The organism is Guptibacillus hwajinpoensis, assembly GCF_001039475.1.
GTDB classification, from domain to species: Bacteria; Bacillota; Bacilli; order Bacillales; family Guptibacillaceae; genus Guptibacillus; species Guptibacillus hwajinpoensis.
The window spans coordinates 894274-911539 of record NZ_LELK01000001.1; the positions used below are offsets into that span (position 1 = coordinate 894274).

At 39.8% G+C, this 17266-nt stretch carries 22 protein-coding genes and 1 tRNA gene; 6 read left to right on the plus strand and 17 right to left on the minus strand.

Features of this window, described 5'->3' with window-relative positions; genetic code table 11:
* The first annotated feature begins 112 nt into the window (after window positions 1–112).
* Window positions 113–403 carry a HesB/YadR/YfhF family protein gene (locus AB986_RS04555; protein WP_048309677.1) on the plus strand — a complete coding sequence of 97 codons (291 nt, stop codon included), beginning with the start codon at window positions 113–115 and terminating at the stop codon, window positions 401–403.
* 40 nt (window positions 404–443) lie between these two features.
* Here AB986_RS04555 and AB986_RS04560 read toward each other — a convergent pair whose 3' ends face one another.
* The 8 genes from AB986_RS04560 to acnA form a co-directional block, all read right to left on the minus strand.
* Window positions 444–758 carry a hypothetical protein gene (locus tag AB986_RS04560; RefSeq protein WP_048309678.1) on the minus strand — a complete coding sequence of 105 codons (315 nt, stop codon included), beginning with the start codon at window positions 756–758 and terminating at the stop codon, window positions 444–446.
* Window positions 759–760: 2 nt separating this feature from the next.
* Complete coding sequence (locus tag AB986_RS04565; protein WP_048309679.1) at window positions 761–1198, minus strand: acyl-CoA thioesterase; 438 nt, start codon at window positions 1196–1198, stop codon at window positions 761–763.
* 237 nt (window positions 1199–1435) lie between these two features.
* Window positions 1436–1651: a small acid-soluble spore protein Tlp gene (gene tlp, locus AB986_RS04570; RefSeq protein ID WP_048309680.1), complete on the minus strand. Its 216-nt coding sequence runs from the start codon at window positions 1649–1651 to the stop codon at window positions 1436–1438.
* Window positions 1652–1736: 85 nt separating this feature from the next.
* Window positions 1737–2225: a hypothetical protein gene (locus AB986_RS04575; protein WP_048309681.1), complete on the minus strand. Its 489-nt coding sequence runs from the start codon at window positions 2223–2225 to the stop codon at window positions 1737–1739.
* A gap of 52 nt (window positions 2226–2277) precedes the next feature.
* Window positions 2278–2802 (minus strand): hypothetical protein, encoded by a 525-nt coding sequence (locus tag AB986_RS04580; RefSeq protein ID WP_048309682.1) that lies wholly within the window; start codon window positions 2800–2802, stop codon window positions 2278–2280.
* Between the two features lie 138 nt (window positions 2803–2940).
* A complete protein-coding gene (gene sspN, locus AB986_RS04585; protein ID WP_048309683.1) occupies window positions 2941–3084 on the minus strand; it encodes a small acid-soluble spore protein N in 144 nt (47 codons plus the stop codon).
* 57 nt (window positions 3085–3141) lie between these two features.
* Complete coding sequence (locus AB986_RS04590; RefSeq protein WP_048309684.1) at window positions 3142–3270, minus strand: FbpB family small basic protein; 129 nt, start codon at window positions 3268–3270, stop codon at window positions 3142–3144.
* 271 nt (window positions 3271–3541) lie between these two features.
* Window positions 3542–6253, minus strand: coding sequence for an aconitate hydratase AcnA (acnA, locus tag AB986_RS04595; RefSeq protein WP_048309685.1), 2712 nt, complete (start codon window positions 6251–6253; stop codon window positions 3542–3544).
* 197 nt (window positions 6254–6450) lie between these two features.
* On the opposite strand from acnA, the gene sspO reads away from it, so the two are divergent.
* A complete protein-coding gene (sspO, locus tag AB986_RS04600) occupies window positions 6451–6600 on the plus strand; it encodes a small acid-soluble spore protein SspO (RefSeq protein WP_048309686.1) in 150 nt (49 codons plus the stop codon).
* 37 nt (window positions 6601–6637) lie between these two features.
* On the opposite strand, the gene AB986_RS04605 is transcribed toward sspO, so the two are convergent.
* Window positions 6638–6898: a hypothetical protein gene (locus tag AB986_RS04605; protein ID WP_048309687.1), complete on the minus strand. Its 261-nt coding sequence runs from the start codon at window positions 6896–6898 to the stop codon at window positions 6638–6640.
* A 115-nt stretch (window positions 6899–7013) separates the two neighbouring features.
* Here AB986_RS04605 and AB986_RS21465 point away from each other — a divergent pair, with 115 nt between their 5' ends.
* Window positions 7014–7151: a small acid-soluble spore protein P gene (locus AB986_RS21465; RefSeq protein ID WP_084006397.1), complete on the plus strand. Its 138-nt coding sequence runs from the start codon at window positions 7014–7016 to the stop codon at window positions 7149–7151.
* 212 nt (window positions 7152–7363) lie between these two features.
* Here AB986_RS21465 and selA read toward each other — a convergent pair whose 3' ends face one another.
* Together selA and AB986_RS22230 are read right to left on the minus strand one after the other, a co-directional pair.
* A complete protein-coding gene (gene selA, locus AB986_RS04610) occupies window positions 7364–8755 on the minus strand; it encodes an L-seryl-tRNA(Sec) selenium transferase (RefSeq protein WP_321212296.1) in 1392 nt (463 codons plus the stop codon).
* Window positions 8756–8808: 53 nt separating this feature from the next.
* Window positions 8809–9048 carry an Rdx family protein gene (locus AB986_RS22230; protein ID WP_486291646.1) on the minus strand — a complete coding sequence of 80 codons (240 nt, stop codon included), beginning with the start codon at window positions 9046–9048 and terminating at the stop codon, window positions 8809–8811.
* 97 nt (window positions 9049–9145) lie between these two features.
* Here AB986_RS22230 and selD point away from each other — a divergent pair, with 97 nt between their 5' ends.
* Window positions 9146–10195 carry a selenide, water dikinase SelD gene (selD, locus tag AB986_RS04615; protein ID WP_084006398.1) on the plus strand — a complete coding sequence of 350 codons (1050 nt, stop codon included), beginning with the start codon at window positions 9146–9148 and terminating at the stop codon, window positions 10193–10195.
* Window positions 10196–10235: 40 nt separating this feature from the next.
* On the opposite strand, the gene phnC is transcribed toward selD, so the two are convergent.
* The 4 genes from phnC to selB are packed head-to-tail and all read right to left on the minus strand — an operon-like array spanning window position 10236 to window position 14544.
* Window positions 10236–10985, minus strand: a complete 750-nt coding sequence (phnC, locus tag AB986_RS04620; protein WP_048309690.1) for a phosphonate ABC transporter ATP-binding protein — start codon at window positions 10983–10985, stop codon at window positions 10236–10238.
* Window positions 10975–11727, minus strand: a complete 753-nt coding sequence (gene phnE, locus AB986_RS04625; protein ID WP_048309691.1) for a phosphonate ABC transporter, permease protein PhnE — start codon at window positions 11725–11727, stop codon at window positions 10975–10977. The genes phnC and phnE overlap by 11 nt, the downstream gene beginning before the upstream one ends.
* Window positions 11728–11729: 2 nt before the next feature.
* Window positions 11730–12632, minus strand: a complete 903-nt coding sequence (phnD, locus tag AB986_RS04630; protein WP_048309692.1) for a phosphate/phosphite/phosphonate ABC transporter substrate-binding protein — start codon at window positions 12630–12632, stop codon at window positions 11730–11732.
* Between the two features lie 34 nt (window positions 12633–12666).
* Entirely contained in the window at window positions 12667–14544 is a 1878-nt protein-coding gene (gene selB, locus AB986_RS04635; RefSeq protein ID WP_048310874.1) for a selenocysteine-specific translation elongation factor, read from the minus strand.
* A 502-nt stretch (window positions 14545–15046) separates the two neighbouring features.
* Here selB and AB986_RS04640 point away from each other — a divergent pair.
* Window positions 15047–15143 (plus strand) — tRNA-Sec (locus AB986_RS04640).
* Between the two features lie 592 nt (window positions 15144–15735).
* Window positions 15736–16164, plus strand: coding sequence for a DUF2621 domain-containing protein (locus AB986_RS04645; RefSeq protein ID WP_048309693.1), 429 nt, complete (start codon window positions 15736–15738; stop codon window positions 16162–16164).
* Window positions 16165–16198: 34 nt separating this feature from the next.
* Here AB986_RS04645 and AB986_RS04650 read toward each other — a convergent pair whose 3' ends face one another.
* Together AB986_RS04650 and AB986_RS04655 are read right to left on the minus strand one after the other, a co-directional pair.
* Window positions 16199–16687: a CcdC family protein gene (locus AB986_RS04650; RefSeq protein WP_048310876.1), complete on the minus strand. Its 489-nt coding sequence runs from the start codon at window positions 16685–16687 to the stop codon at window positions 16199–16201.
* 112 nt (window positions 16688–16799) lie between these two features.
* Complete coding sequence (locus AB986_RS04655) at window positions 16800–17255, minus strand: Na(+)/H(+) antiporter subunit B (RefSeq protein ID WP_048309694.1); 456 nt, start codon at window positions 17253–17255, stop codon at window positions 16800–16802.
* Window positions 17256–17266: the final 11 nt, after the last annotated feature.

A 17266-nucleotide genomic window follows, 5' to 3' on the forward strand; every position in this document is an offset into this window, starting at 1 on the left:
TCATTGTATGAGATTTTAACGTTTATTGCGAAATGAACCCTTTTCTTTTTGCAAGTTGGTGCTACTTCTTTATAATAGAGGTGGTAGACTTGTACGGCAAGGAGGAATATATATGAAAATGACAATTACGAAACCCGCTATGAAATGGTTTAAACGGGAAATGGAACTAACAGAAGGTGATAACCTCCGCTTTTTTGTACGTGTTGGCGGTTGCAGCACAGTACAGGATGGCTTCTCACTTGGAATGACTGTAGAAGCACCAGCCGAACCCGCTCTCAGTATTCAAGAAGAGGGCATTACCTTTTTTGTTGAAGAAAAAGATATTTGGTTCTTTGAAAATCAAGATTTTACAGTTAAGTTTAGCCGCAACAAGGATGAAATTGAATTCGTTCACGGTAATTAATTGATTATAAAACGCGAAAGCCAAGTGCTTTCGCGTTTTTTCATTTAAAAGTCGGTTTCAAATTGAACCGATTAATGTGCGAATTTAGTCCTTCTGATTGAAGAATGCGGAACTGATCATCACCTAGTAAATCAAAATGTGGAAATTCCTCTCGATCATGCATCCATTCGGCTTTTAATCCGTATTTCTCTCCCCATCTGGCAAGAGTTGCTTTATTACTGCATCCTGCTTTCGTTACCGTTTTATATTCTGGAAACCTTGGATCATACCAGAAATGTGTTAGCAAAGCGACTTCTCCAGAAGCGACTCTTTCTTTCCATTCTGCTAATTCCCGCTTTGATAGTCCAAATGCCATCGTTACATCCGATCCATAACAGGCTCTTTTTTAACTTCTTCATACGCTTTATGCCATTCTGGGAATTTTCTCCGAATGGAGACAGGACGAAATGATTCACGCTTCACACATGTGTGAACTGACTCTCCAGTTACACATATTTCCCCTTCACCGTTCAACACTTCATATCCATAACACACCCGAATACCGTCATACGTTTCTACCCACGTTCGTATCATCACTTGATCACCATATCGGACTGGGCGCTTGTAGCTTGCCTTTATGTCTACGACAGGTGATAAAATCCCCTCTTTCTCCATATCAGCATATCGAAAGCCAAGATCATTTATTAAAGCTGTTCGTCCTAACTCAAACCAAATCAGATAGTTAGCATGATAGACTACACCCATCTGATCTGTTTCAGCATAACGAACCTCTATTGGAGTTGTTGCTATGTACAAAAAAATTCCTCCTCTTACTGTTACATTGTTTCATTAATATTTTACCATAATTGCTCTTTTCGTAGACATTGTTGTTATAGCGGGTTCATTTCCGCTCCAATTAGCGAAGTGTGGTTTTTATTCAATAATTGTTTCAAAAGCAACAATCTTTTAGAAAAGAGTCTTTAGAAAAGAACCACCTTAAAGCAATATTAAATTAGAAAGACTGAATGGCTAAGAGCCATTCAGTCAATGCAGTTATTGATGATTATTGGATTCATCTTTAATTTCATTTCGCATCGCTTCAATACTTTCTTCACGGCGATGATTTTTCGCTTCAATCTGTTTCTTTTGTTCGGCACTATCGGTAAACTCTAGAGATGCCTCTGCATCCCTTTTGTTTTCAATTGTATCCTGAACCATTTCTTGTAATTTAGCTGCATTGTCTCGACGATCGTCTGGATTAGCTTTCATATCATATCCCCCTTGACCTAGAATTTGATGTGCATGATGGCACACTTCTAGTATGTCTGTTATCAAGCGGGTTATGTTTCCTTATTTAGGATTGTAAGCTTTTAGGAATCGTTCCAGATAATTTATTCTCATAATAAAGCATATCTTTTCGTATCTCTGCACTACACCCGTTTGAGAGGAGAATGTTTTCAGCAGCTAGAAACACTTGATTTAACATCCTCATTCCCATTCGGTAATCCACAACAACATTATCCTGGATTTGATTCTCATAAGAGGATAGCGCGACTAGAAGACGATAAGAACATTCCAACAGCTGAAGAGGTACGTCGTTTATCGACCGCTCTTCCTCCCCATCGAGAAATGATTGAAATTCTTGGTTGTCTTCATCACAAAGAAGAAAGAACGTACCTGGTACATCATGTAAGTCATGGTCAATATCAGAAATTGTAAGGCTCATAATCGCTAGTCGTGCCGCGAAGCCACCAACAATTCCAGCGGTCCCACATCCATATGGTGGCCCAGATTCCTCTAACATTCGATAAATCTCAGTGCCAACTTTTTGTTGTCTTTCCATATTCATCACCCACCTTATATGTCCATACCCGATCTTTCTTTGTTAAAATCTCCTAAATGGCTTCTTCAAAAATAATCGGACTCATGTAATCAACACTTTTTCTAGATATCTCCATAAGATTCTGCCAGTAATCTTTGACGGTGTCATTATGATTTCCCTGATCAAAGCTAATTTGTAGCCATGATAATTCCTCAAGAAGCCTTACAGAAGAACCAATCCAAATTTTTTGGCCTTCAATTTGAATCGTAAAAGGTTCATCAAACCGAAACGGAAGATAGATTCCTGAATGGTTAGGATGAAGAATAAGGTGTTGGAAAATTGTTCCCTTAAAAAGTCTCGCATAGATAAGCAATACCCGATCATTTCTTGCTGCTGCTTTCTTTAATTGATGAAGTGACTGTGCTTCGCCTAGCTCAAGACTCGCTATTGTTCTCTCCCAGTTCAATTCTTCACGGTAAGGTACTAAATAACCCATTTGTTGCATTTTAATTTCAAGTTCTTTTAATAGAAGATCTTCCTTCGTGCCTTCTTCCACTCCCATCGTAGAAATAGGTTGAATTTTTGCTGTGATTGTCATAATTGTCCCCCCGAAAACGTTCTTATATCTAACCGTTCGCACCCCTTTATCCTTTTGGGACAGTTTTACGGTGATTGAAAAGAACTTGTTAAAAATGAAATAAACCAGAAAGTTATTTCCTTTCTGGTTTTGATTAGTCTACTTCCCTTTAGGGGGTGCATAGTCTGGTTCCTGATTCCCTTTCGTCTGCATCTGTTTGCCTTTGTTTCCTTCTGCTTCAGGATTGACTGAAGCAAGGTGATTCGGCTTAAAAGATTTAGGAAAGCGTTTAGGATTACTCATTACTATCTCCTCCTTTACATATTAGGCTGTGCAATTGGAGGAGAAATATCTACCCTGTTACAAATTTTTAGCGTGTTTTTGCTCAAATTTGTCTTCAATACGTTCGATTGCTTTTTTATCGTTCATAAGCTCAAGCTTATTTTGCATGACAAGTTCTTTAAATGATACTTTTTTAGACTTTCTCATGTTAGTCTCCTTTCTTAAACGGACTTGTTTATTGCAAGTATTCCCGATTTTCCAAAACTTATTACATATTCGGATTTTTTTGTTTATTTATTTCTTTAAATGAAAAAAATGAGTGAGCTTATTTCCGCTCCAGGATGCTCGCTTTCCGCGGGGCGGGCGGTGAGCCTCCTTCCGCTTCAATACGATAAGTGTGGGTTCTATATAGTCAACAAGCTATTAGAGACCATACAAAAAAAGGTGACCCATTTTTAGGTCACCTTTTGAACATTCTTTAGTTTGCAATTTTGTCGCGAAGAACCATTTGAAGGATTCCGCCGTGACGATAGTAGTCGATTTCAACTTCACTATCAAAACGAGCTAGAACTTTAAATGTTTGCTTTTCGCCTTCAGGTGAAGTAGCTGTTACGTTGATTTCGTCTCTTGGTTTAACGTTCTCTGTAATTTCAACATCAAACGTTTCTTTACCAGTTAAGTTATACGTATCAGCACTTTCGCCATCTCTAAATTGAAGAGGAAGCACACCCATAAGAACAAGGTTACTGCGGTGAATTCTTTCATAGCTTTCAGCGATAACCGTTTTGATTCCAAGAAGATTCGTTCCTTTAGCAGCCCAGTCACGTGAGCTTCCCATGCCGTAATCTTTACCAGCAAGAACTACAAGACCTGTTCCTTCTTCTTTATACTTCATAGCTGCATCGTAAATCGGCATAACTTCATCCGTTTTCCAGAAAGTAGTCCAGCCACCTTCTGTACCTGGTGCAATTTCATTACGGATACGAATGTTTCCGAATGTACCACGCATCATAACTTCGTGGTTACCACGACGAGAACCATAAGAGTTAAAGTCAATTGGGCGTACGCCGTTATCTTGCAAATACTGTCCTGCAGGCATTTCTTTCGCAATCGCACCTGCTGGTGAAATGTGATCCGTTGTAACGGAATCGCCGAACTTCGCAACCGCTCTTAGGTCTTTAAGCTCATGAATATCTTCTGGATCTTTAGAAAGATTTTCGAAGAATGGAGGGTTTTGAATATAAGTGGACTCATCATCCCAGTTATATAGTTCTCCTTCACTAGTGCTCAATTCATTCCAACGTTTATTTTCATCAAACACTGTTTTATACTGACGCTTAAACATTTCAGGTGTAACAGTCTCAGCAACTGCTTTCTTAATTTCTTCTGCTGATGGCCATAGATCTTTCAAGAATACATCGTTGCCATCTTTGTCTTTACCAAATGATTCAGAGTGAAGATCAAAGTCAACAGTTCCCGCAAGTGCATAAGCCACTACTAGCGGTGGTGAAGCTAGGTAGTTTGCTTTCACAAGAGGATGAATGCGTCCTTCAAAGTTACGGTTACCAGATAGAACTGAAGTTACTGTAAGATCTGACTTAGCAACAGCATCTTCAATTTCTTCTTTAAGTGGACCAGAGTTACCGATACATGTTGTACAGCCGTAACCAACAAGGTGGAAACCAAGATCTCTCAAGTAAGGCATAAGCCCTGACTTATCAAGGTAGTCAGTTACAACTTTTGATCCTGGAGCAAGACTTGTTTTAACGTACTCAGGAACTTTAAGACCTTTTTCAACAGCCTTCTTCGCAAGAAGTGCTGCTCCAAGCATAACAGACGGGTTCGAAGTATTTGTACAGCTAGTAATCGCAGCGATTGCAACTGCACCAGTCTTCATTGTTACTTCTTTGCCATCGTTAAATTTAACAACTGCTTCTTTATCGATTTCTTTCTTATCCATACCTAGACCCTGGTTGCCTTGAGGAGCTGTAAGTGCTTTGTTAAATTCTTTTTTCATATCAGAAAGAAGAATTAAATCCTGTGGACGCTTAGGTCCTGCAAGACTTGGTTCTACTGTTCCAAGATCAAGTTCAACAACACTAGAGAAATCAGGATCTTCTGATTCTGGTGTATAGAATAAGCCGTTAGCAATTGAATATTCACGAACAAGATTGATGTGCTCTTCAGAGCGACCAGTTAAGCGCATGTACTCTAACGCTTCTTCATCTACTGGGAAGAAGCTACAAGTAGACCCTTGCTCAGGTGCCATGTTTGAAATTGTCGCACGGTCTGCAAGCGGCATGCCAGATAGACCAGGACCGAAGAATTCAACGAATTTACCAACAACTTTTTTCTCACGAAGAAGCTGCGTCACTTTCAATGCAAGATCAGTTGCAGTTGTTCCGCTTGGAAGTTCACCAATAAGTTTCACACCAATAACTTCAGGTACAGGGAAATAAGAAGGTTGACCAAGCATTCCTGCTTCAGCTTCGATACCACCTACGCCCCATCCAAGGACGCCAAGACCATTGATCATTGTTGTATGGGAATCTGTTCCGAATAGTGTATCTGGATAAGCGATATTCTCACCATCTACCGTATTTTCTTGAACAACGTTCGCAACGTACTCAAGGTTTACTTGGTGAACGATACCCGTTGCCGGTGGAACGGCACGATAGTTATCAAATGCATCTTGAGCCCATTTAAGGAACTTATAACGCTCAAGGTTACGTTCAAATTCTTTATTCATATTAAATTCAAGCGCATCATCAGAAGCATATTTATCAACCTGTACTGAGTGGTCAATTACAAGATCCACTGGAATTTCAGGGTTGATTTTGTCAGGGTCTCCACCAATGTCTGCCATTGCTTTACGAAGTGACGCAAGGTCAACAACAGCTGGTACGCCTGTGAAATCCTGAAGAATAACGCGTGAAGGTTTAAATGGTACGTCAATATCTTTGTTTTGCTCGCTAGTTCCCCATTTAGCGAGATTTTCGATATGTTCTTCTTTAATTACTTTACCGTCATACTGACGTAGAACTGATTCAAGCAAAATCTTGATCGTATAAGGGAGCTTGCTTACTTTAGCGATACCTGCTTCTTCTAGCGCCTGAAGGCGATAGAAGGAATATGATTTACCATTGGCATCGAATGTTGCTTTTGAGTTATAAAGTTCATGATTTGCCATATGTAGTTCCCTCCTCCAAATTGCATAACAAAGCGAATGTCGAAAAAAACGTTTTCAACTTCCCTTTATCCATCTTAGTAAATTTTCAAACATAAGTAAATAACAAGATTGTTATTATACTTCATAAGATCACCTTATCACCTTCACCACATATATTTTCTACTTCAGGAGAAATTAAAAGAACGGAGGTGATTAACATGGGTAAGCGAAAAGCAAACGGAGTTCGTCCTGGAATGAATGATGCCGACGCACAAGGAAATGGTGCAGGCTCCGATAATGAATACGCGCACGAAAATATGACGCAGGAACAACGTCAATACAATAAAAAGACGAAAAAGCGTCAATAGGATTGAAACCCGTCATCACAAGATGACGGGTTTTTCTTTACAAATTATCGTTCATTTCTGTTTCGATTGATTGCAAATCCTGTTGAAACTGAAGTAGCTGAGCTCTCTGATGTTCAGAGGCATTTACGAGCGCATTTTCAATCTGCATCTTTGCTTCTCCAACCTCTTGCTGCAAATGCTTAAGATCTTTTCCATAGCCACTACTACTTACAATAATTTCTTGCTTTGCACTAATTGCCTGTTCGTAACCTTGCTGAGCAGCTTGAAACGACTGTTGTTTATCCTTGTTGTACGGCATAAACCCAACCTCCTTTTCTTCTACTTTCAACATAGTGTAACCACGTACAAGCTTCCTATACGACGTGCATAAGTACTTTCCTACTGCTAATACTAATGACTAAGGAGGGATTCATATGACAGAGAGCAACACATTCAAAGACGCTCGTAAAAACGCTCCTAAGGGACATACTGGACAGCCAGAGCCAATGAAGGGCTCACATAAAGTGAAGAATAGAAACCACACTAGACAAAAAAATGGTGAAGGGTTTTAAATTATTCACAAAGACTCTTTTCGTATACATTGTTGCTATATGAGTGGGTTCATTTCCGCTCCAGGATGCTCGCTTTCCGCGAGGCGGGCGGTGAGCCTCCTTCTGCTACAATTAGCTAAGTGTGGTTTCTTATAAAAAATCGTTTACAAAACAACAACCTCTTAGTAAAGAGCCTTAATAAAACGCTAAAAAGACGGCCTTATGGCCGTCTTTTATGGTGCGATTTCCATTAATGTGTCTAATATTACATCTTCTTCGCTCTCTGTAACGGTGCGGAAATCCATCAAAATCCGATCTCCGTTTATTCGTGTGATGACAGGAGAAGTATGCGTTCTTAATCGTTTTTCTAACTCATTCACACTAAACGATGATGACGCAATTGAAAGAATGTACGTAGGAAGCTCGACTGCAGGCATTGTCCCTCCGCCTACCTGTGAAGTTCCTTGAACAATTTCTGTTACATATGAAGAAGTATTTAATTGAAGCTTTTCTTCAAAACTCTCGGCACGTGATTTAATCTCATGCTCATCTTTTGTAATATCTCTAATTGCCGGAATACTATCGGTTTCGTTAAACAAATGCTGTTTAAGTGTGGCTTCAAGTGCTGCAAGCGTAAATTTATCAACTCGAAGCACCCTTGCAAGTTGATGTTTCTTTAGTTGATCAATAAGATTTTTCTTACCAGCTATCATCCCTGCCTGCGGTCCCCCAAGCAGCTTATCTCCGCTAAATGAAACCAGGTCAGCACCTGCCTGAAGCGTTTCTTGAACAGTCGGTTCATCGCCAATCAATGCTTTACGATAATCAAACAAAGCTCCGCTACCCAAATCTTCGTAAAAGATTACATTGTTAGCACGAGCGATGTTAGCGAGCTTTGATCTTTCCACTTCAGCTGTAAAACCGATCAGTGCAAAATTGCTGCGGTGAACTTTCATAAGCATGGCTGTTTCATCGGTAATCCCATTCTCGTAATCGTAGGGATGCGTTTTATTTGTTGTTCCAACTTCAGTTAATTTCGCACCACTTTCCTCCATTATCGAAGAAACTCGAAACGATCCACCAATCTCCACAAGCTCTCCACGCGATACGATCACTTCCTTCTCTTCTGCTAGTGCACTGAGAATTAAGAAAACAGCAGCAGCGTTGTTATTCACTACCATCGCGGCTTCTGCACCTGTTAATTTACATATCCATTCCTCAGCTATGCTATGTCTTGATCCTCGTTCACCTTTTTCAAGGTTGTATTCAAGCGTAGAATAGCTTCTTGCTACTTCCACCATATGCTCTAGTGCAGCTTCACTAAGACGCGCTCGTCCGAGATTTGTATGAAGAACAACACCAGTAGCGTTTATAACAGACTTAAGGTTTAGCGTACCTGATTGCTGAGATTTCAAGTGAATCGTATGGATGATTTTGTTCAGAAACTCTTCTCTCGACTGAGCAGTTCCGTTGTACGAGTTATTTAATAATTGATGACGAATTTCGTTCACTTCTTGTTGGATCATTTCCTTTACTAACGATTGAGGTAGGTCGGTTGCAATTCCCTTTTCCACCAGTTCTTCCTGTACTAGGTGAACTGGAGGCAGTTCTCTTAACAAATTCAATATTCTCAGCTCCTAATGGCGAAAGGAAAGGCACCCTTTGCCGGGTGCCGATACTATAAATTCAACTTTTCCATTTCTTTAATAAATTCTTCTGGATCTGGGTAGTGACCTGATTCCAACTTGGAATGCATGCGGTCACCATTTACAGTCACTTCAAATGCTCCACCTGAACTTGGTATTAATTCAAGTGATGTAACCCCTGTTCTAAAATGGTTAAATAACGCTTCCGCGAAACTCGCGGCTTTAGGTGCGTAGTTTCACTGCATGCAAAACTCAATCTTAACTTTGTACATTAATTGAACGACCTCCTTAATAAAATTCCCGTTTTCCATACTATATCATTTCAAAAAATGCATGAAAAGATTTATACTCTTGTAAGGAGGTGGTCATATGTCTAGTCATGAAAAAATTCGATTAACGTCATTCTCTTCAAAAGGTGGTTGAGGATGCAAAATTGGTCCTGAGGACCTGGCGCAAGTTTTGCGTCAATTGCCTAATAAGAAAAAAGATCCAAATTTACTTGTCGGTGTCGAAACCTCCGATGATGCTGGTGTTTACCGTTTAACTGATGAACTTGCAATGATTCAAACGGTAGATTTCTTTACCCCTATCGTTGATGATCCATATATGTTTGGTCAAATTGCTGCAGCCAACTCATTGAGCGATGTCTATGCGATGGGTGGTGTACCTAAAACAGTACTAAATATTGTTGGTTTTCCAATTAAGAACCTTGCCCCATCGATTCTAGCTGAAATCCTAAAAGGAGCTGCTGACAAGGTCGATGAAGCAGGTGCAGTCACTGCTGGTGGCCATTCGATTGATGATCAAGAGCCAAAGTTCGGATTATCCGTTACAGGACTTGTTCATCCAGATCAAATCTATATGAATGTTGGTGCGAAACCAGGAGACGTTCTGATTCTAACAAAGCCTATTGGAGTTGGAATTCAAACAACGGCTATTAAGCCTGAGAAACTGACTGAGGAGCAGCTTAACAAAGTTTCAAATACAATGGCTGAATTAAACAAAACTGCAGCAGAGTCTCTCTCTGGGTTAAACCCTAATGCGGTAACAGATGTTACTGGATTTGGATTACTTGGTCACGCTTATGAAATGGCGACAGGCAGCAATGTGAGTATTCATATTGATTACAACCGTGTTCCTGTTCTTCCTGGAACGTTAGAGCTTGCTGAACAAGGATTTGTCCCAGGTGGTTCTAAAGCAAACCACCGCTGGATCTCTGAATCTGTTCAGTATGAAAACTTAAGCGAACTTGAACAATATTTACTATGCGATGCTGTTACATCTGGTGGCTTACTAATAAGCCTTCCATCAGATCAAGCAGACATATACAAAAAACGCATGCGCGAAAATGGGAAAGAGGCAAGCGTTGTTGGTCATGTTACGGAGCAAGAAGATTTTGCGATAATTGCACGTAAATAAACGCATAATTAAAGCGGAAGGGATGATCCCTTCCGCTTTTCTAATATGCAAATATCATTTCTTCAATCTCTTCAGTAAATGCCTCAGGGCTATCGTCAAATACGACCTTTCCGTCTTTTAACGCCACAATTCTCGACGCATACCTTTTTGCGATTTTAACGTCATGAACATTCATGATTGTTAGTAATTGACGTTCTGAATGCAGTCGTTCGATCAATTGAAAAATTCGGTTTGCTGTACCTGGATCTAGACTTGCAACAGGTTCATCACCGAGAAAAACTTCTGGCTTTTGTATCAACGCTCTTGCGATCCCAACTCTTTGCCTCTGTCCACCACTCAGCCAATCAACGCGTTGATTTAGGTACGGTAATAATTCTACCTGATTAAGAACGTCTCGAGCGAGCTCTTTCTCCTCATTCGAAAACAAGCCAACAAGATTCCGAAACGTTGATCGAGATCCAAATAAGCCTGTATATACATTTTGTATTACTGAAAGCCTAGGAATTAATTGATGATGTTGAAAAATCATCCCAATGTTGCTCCTGATTTGCCTTAGGCCTTCGTGATCTAATTCACTATAAACTTTCTTATTATAAGATATTTCTCCTTCTGAGAGAGGTTGAAGACCATTCAATGTTCGTATGAGAGTTGATTTACCCGCACCCGTTTTCCCGAGCACACAAACAAATTCACCTTTATAAAACGTCAGAGAGACATCACTTAAGGCAGCTATATTATTGTAGGTAACAGTACCACTTTGAATTGTTAGTAGCTCTTCCTTACATAACATATTGTCTCACCCTACTCCCAAGAAAATCCACCGCAATAACGATCATCATAATGATCATCACATCCACAGCTACGGTCGAATACTGAAACGTTTTAAAATGAACAAACAATTGCTGCCCAATTCCCCCTCCACCAACAAGACCAAGAATTAAAGATGTGCGAATCGCAACCTCAAAACGGTAGAAATAGTGTGATAACACATTTGGCCAAATTTGCGGAAAGATGGAGAAAAGCGCTCCTGGTAATGACCGTGCTCCAACGGCTTTCATCGCTTCTTGGGGCCCTTTATCTGCCGCTTCAATCAACTCTGCAATTAATTTCGATAGCACGCTCCCATTATGAACAATAATTGCAATGGTTGCAGCGAACGGCCCAGGGCCCACTACTGTTAGAAACATTAATCCAAGTACGATCTCTGGAATCGATCGAATAAAACTGAGCATAATCCTGATAATTCCGTAGAATCGACCCGCTGTATTTTTAGCAGCCAGAAGACTAATTGGCAGCGCAACTAGTAGCCCTACAAAACTCCCAAGAAACGCCATTCCTAGCGTCACAAAACTTGCTTCAAGCATTTTGGGGATAATACTCGTGTTCAGCGGAAACCAATTTGATAGAAAATCCACCATGTTATTAAACTGACTGAACTTTCTTATGTCGAACTCTGTAACTCTCGCGCTCCAAATCATAAATCCAATGACCACGATAAAAATAATTAGATGCTTCCATTTAAACCATGCCATGATTACTCGCTTAATAATCCTTGTTTATCAGCAGCCTGACGAATACTCTCGTAGTCTTCATTACTTGCTTTTGTAAAGCTCGATGCACCAAATGCATTTAAAATAGACTCATCTTCAATCGATAGAAATGCATTTTGAAGCTTATCAATCGTCTCATCGTCCGTTTCTTTCGTAACAGCCCATGGGTATTGGAACAACTTCTCTGATTCCCAAATCACTTTCAGCTTATCTCCATCAATCTTGCCAGATTCTAAGAGCTGGTCATAAATGGCACTATCAATTGCTCCGGCGTCAACCTGATTGTTTTGAACGGATAAAGCAGTAGCATCATGCGAGCCTGTATACTTCACTGATTCAAAACTGTTCTTATCTTGATCTTCAAATACGCCTCGATCTTGAAGTTCAATCGATGGAATAAGTGATCCAGAAGTCGAATTTGGATCGCCAAAAGCAAACGTTTTTGAGTCACTTTGCTCTAAAAATGCATCTAGCGTATCCCAATCATTATCCGTGTTTGTAATGATATAAGAATGATAGAAAGGTTCACCATCGATTAACTGCGTGACAATCGCTTTAGCACCGCTCTTCTCATGTGCAATGACATAAGTAAGTGGACCGAAAAAAGCCATATCAATTTGATTATAATTCATTGCTTCAACAACACCGTTATAATCTGGAAATGTGGTAATTTCCACATCTCGATCGAGTTTGTTCGAAAGTTCACCCTGAAGCTTTGTCATTGCTTCGTCAATTTCACCTTCAGTTTGAACAGGGATTACACCAATTGTAAATGGCTTACTTTCTTTTTTATCCTCACTAGCCTGATCATCATTTTGTTGATTTGATCCACATGCCGCCAGAATGCTTACGAATAGGACCATTAACACGATTCCTAATTTCTTCATCTTTTCCACTCCTCATCCATTAAACATCTCTTTTTTATGTTCTCCAGAATCGATTCCGATCTTTTCTAATTGTATATCCACTATCATCAAGCTTCTCAAGAATAGGAACCAGGTACTTTCTACTCACATTTAGGATATCTTTCGCTTCTTGAAGTGTAAATGATTCACCTGTGCGTGATTTCAACTCAGTAATGGCCTTTTTGAAGCTATTCTCGTGAACGTATAATTCATCGGTCAGGCTAACGGCGATGTTTTCTGTTACTACGTATTGCTTAAATTCACCTTTTAGGGAATCTGGTATGCTTTCTTTCTCAATGAGCATATCAATTGGTGAAACGTTCAAGCCTTGTTTTCGTAATTCCTCGATAACCTGCGTCATTCTTGTTTTCCACGATCCAGGAAGATACGGCTCAAATGAGTCTGTTGAAAGGAAAGGACCCGTACTCTTTAGCTCACCTTTTTCTACATTCACATCAATGGTCTCTTCTATAAGTTTTACCGGATAAGTTTTTCTAACTTCTTGTATTAACTCTGCTTTAGGCATACCTTTTCGCATCGGAAATTGCTTATGAATATCCTCAACAATAATTCGAATTGCCTGATCAACTCTGTTAAATACATTAACCGATGTTACATAGTCATCAAAAAGAACAAGTTGCGATTCTTTAGAGAGCTGTACATAAGCTTCTTCATCAAGACCAATATTCTGCATCACTTGATCTTTAGAGAGTAGAAGTTCTTGATCAAGCAATTGATCTAACCTTTCTACTGGTGTACCTCGTTGCATCTGTTCAAACATCGCTATCGTGTCATGACCAAATTGATACTTTTCTCCAGCTACATTTAAAATGCTCCCTCCTCCTATTGTTTCAACAGGCGTAGGGCGTCTTACAATAACATGATCTCCTTTTTTGGCTGCCAAAGGATCATGAAGTCGAATCTGGCAATAAAGCTCTTCTCGCTCACCTGAGTTCAATACGTTTCGATCGAAAAAGACAATAGTGCCCCTTACTTCAGCTGTTCCGTTATGCACCGTAACTAGTGAGCGCTGTTTCAACTCATGAGACATTGTTAGGGATTGCGTGAATGCAAGATCGATGGTTGACGTTACCGCGTAATGATTAGAGTTAACCATAACCTGACCTCGACTAAGCTCATGTTTATTTGTCCCTGCAAGATTAATCGCAACACGCTGACCTGCAAACGCTCGATCTACTTTCTCGTTATGCGTTTGTATTTGTCTCACTCTAGCTTCGAAATGATCAGGTAAAAGCGTAACTTTTTCACCATCTCTTATTTCCCCATCAAAAATCGTTCCTCTTACTATCGTTCCATGTCCCTGTAGTGTGAAAACCTGGTCAATAGGTAGACGGAACGCTCCTGCTTTATTTCTTGAAGGCAAACTGGAAAGAAATGATGCAATACTTTTTTTCAATCCCTCAAGCCCTCTGCCGGACTTAGCATCTACAAAATGAATCTCAGAACCTTCAAATCCAGAACCTGAAATGTAATCAAGTATATCCTCCTGAACAAGCTGAAGCATTTCTTCATCCACAAGGTCTGCTTTTGTAATCGCTATGATGGATCTTTGAATACCTAAGAGAGAGAGAATTTCTAGATGCTCTCTCGTTTGTGGCATCACACCTTCATCAGCTGCGACAACAGGGATAACAAGATCAATCCCAGCGACACCCGCAATCATTTGTCTAATAAAACGTTCATGACCCGGCACATCAATAATTGAGACTGTCATGTCTTCCGAAAGACGAAATGGCGCAAAACCAGGCTCAATTGAAATATTTCGTTCTTTTTCTTCTTTTAACCGGTCTGTATCAATGCCTGTCAAAGCACCAGTTAACGTCGTTTTTCCATGATCGATATGTCCTGCAAGACCGATCGTAAAATAGTTCATACTTTCACCCGCCAATCTACATACATCCGATGTTAACATTAATAAAAGTCGTAATAGGTTGCAACTTATAACCCCTGAAATGCGCAAATATAGTAATGTACATCCACTACTCTCAACTATACACGCTTGTATAATTATACAGTCATGCATGTACAAAAAGTTACTAACAGCTATCCACAGGAGAGAACTGTTATACTTTACAAATCACGCTGTACCACTCCTCCAGCTGTTATAGTCGGCTAAAAACAACTGTTACATATCTTATTTTTTGTCGAAATATGAGGCTTGGTATATTTTTAGATTTGTTGTCGAAAAATGCAAGAGGTATGACTCATTACTTTATTATAGAGCTAAGCGCACGGTTCGACAAAAAATACCGTTCTCACTTTACCCACAGTAAATGTTTACTAAGACATTTACTAAACTTCACTCCTTTCTGAGCACAACAGTTGAATCTCAATGATTCTTCAGTTATTATATTAAAAGAATGATTCATTTCTATGGGGCTGGTTGTACGTCTGGTGAGTGCCACGGTCTTCAAAACCGCCTGGGAGGCGCGTGCCGTCTTCGGTGGGTTCGATTCCCACACAGTCCCGCCAATTTTAATCGACTAACTATCATGAAACATTTCTACATATTAAAAAGCAGACTGCATGCTAGTCTGCTTTTTGTCATTAAAGAAGGCTCTTTTCGTATACATTGTTGCTATATGTTTGGGTTAATTTCCGCTCCAGGATGCTCGCTTTCCGCGGGGCGGGCGGTGAGCCTCCTCGGCTTCGCCTGTGGGGTCTCACCTGTCCCGCTATTCCCGCAGGAGTCGAGCATCCTTCCGCTCCAATTAGCGTAGTCAGGTTCTTTTACGAAAATACTTTCAAAAACAACAATCTTTTAGAAAAGAGCCTTAAAGAAACAAATTCTCCCCTACTCTCTTCTAACTTCTTTAAATCTCACTACTTTCTTAACCCTCATTCATAATCGTCGTTCTCTGTTAATTTGGATCGAGCTCCATTTTGCCGACAACCTGCCCAATCTCTAAATACTGACTTAGCATCAAGAAGCGATCTTCTCTACCGTCATAGACTCCGAAGCCGAGACTTAAATAACGCTACACCTCTTGATTAATCATCATTTTCGACGTATAATGTGACCGTATTCAAACAATTATTTACACTATAATGCCAAGAGGTGATGGTGTTGGCAGGTTGGTTTCAATGGTTTATTGTCAGCTGGACAGTCATATTAATATCGCTAATTGCTATTGGTGGATTCTTTATGTTTCGGAAGTTTCTCAAACGCCTACCTAAAGAAGATGGCAAATCAATATTAGATTGGCAAGAATATCATATCGAAAAAACAAAACACATGTGGAGTCCTGATCAAATCAAACTCCTAGATGAACTGGTATCTCCTGTTCCAGAATTATTTAGAGACATTGCTAAATACAAAATTGCAGGAACAGTTGGAGAGCTCGCTTTACAAGAAAACGCGAAACACATGTCTCAGGATCTTATTATCCGAGGGTATATTATCGCCACTCCGAAACGAGATCATAAGTGGCTCATCAAAAAATTAAATGAAAAGCGAATTGATATGACACCATATCATCATTTGCTTCAATAAAAAACTCGTTTAGCATAAGAGCTAAACGAGTTTTTTATAATAAGGTTTGATGCAAAGTAGTTCGATGCCCTCTACTTCTCTCCGTTTTCCGAAATTGAAAGTACATCGCAATTCTCCATGGCACAATCATACCAAATGCTAGAACGAAGAATAGTGAACTTGTTTGAAGAACGGGTATGGACTCCCCTATTATGAGTTTGAAAATAATTCGAACCAATAATAACCCAATCAAAATGAACGCAAATGCCTTCGATCGCGTTAAGTATATCTGGTTCCCTCTAATTTCAAATTTTGATGTTCTAATTAAAAGAAGTGAAAACGCAGCACCAACAGAAAGCGCTTCTATCGCTTCGTACCATGGAACTCTCGCCTCTGGTAGGGCAAACATAAAAAAACCTGTTGCCATGAAAAAAGGCGGAAGTATAATCTTTCTAATTGTTGCTGGTTTTTTCGAAGCTTTCAACCTGATGACAATCATTGCCATTGCCATCATAGCTCCTACAATTGTACTAAAAATCAGCATAATTTCATCCCTCACCTATACCGTTACTCCCTATCCTTTCCATTGTATGTGGAAGAGACGGAAAATACAAGCTTACGAAAAAAGAACAGGGGCATATCTCCCCTGCTCTCCTTTAACCATTTTGCTTAGAAAGTTCTTCTTCACCCTCATCTGCAGCTATTGATAGAATAATCGTCATCGTTACACCTACAACGGTGAAGTAGACGCCAAGGTCAAATAGCATAGCAGTTGCAAGGTGAGAATGACCTAAGATCGGAAGTTCGAAATAGGCATCCGTTTGGCTCAAAAAAGGTTGATTAAAGATAAATGAACCCATCCCCGTTAACACAGCGATTAATAATCCAATCGGAATAAAATTCTTAAAGTCAATTCGAATGACCCTGTCCATCGTTTTGAAACCATACGATATGTAAAGAAGAACAAGGGCACCCGCCGTCATAAGTCCACCGATAAATCCACCACCAGGCGCATTGTGTCCTGCAAAAAATAAGTAGATGGAGAATCCTAAAATAATGAAAACAATAATTGTTGTAGTTGTTTTAAGTATTAGATCATTTGTCCCTTTCACATGACTGCATC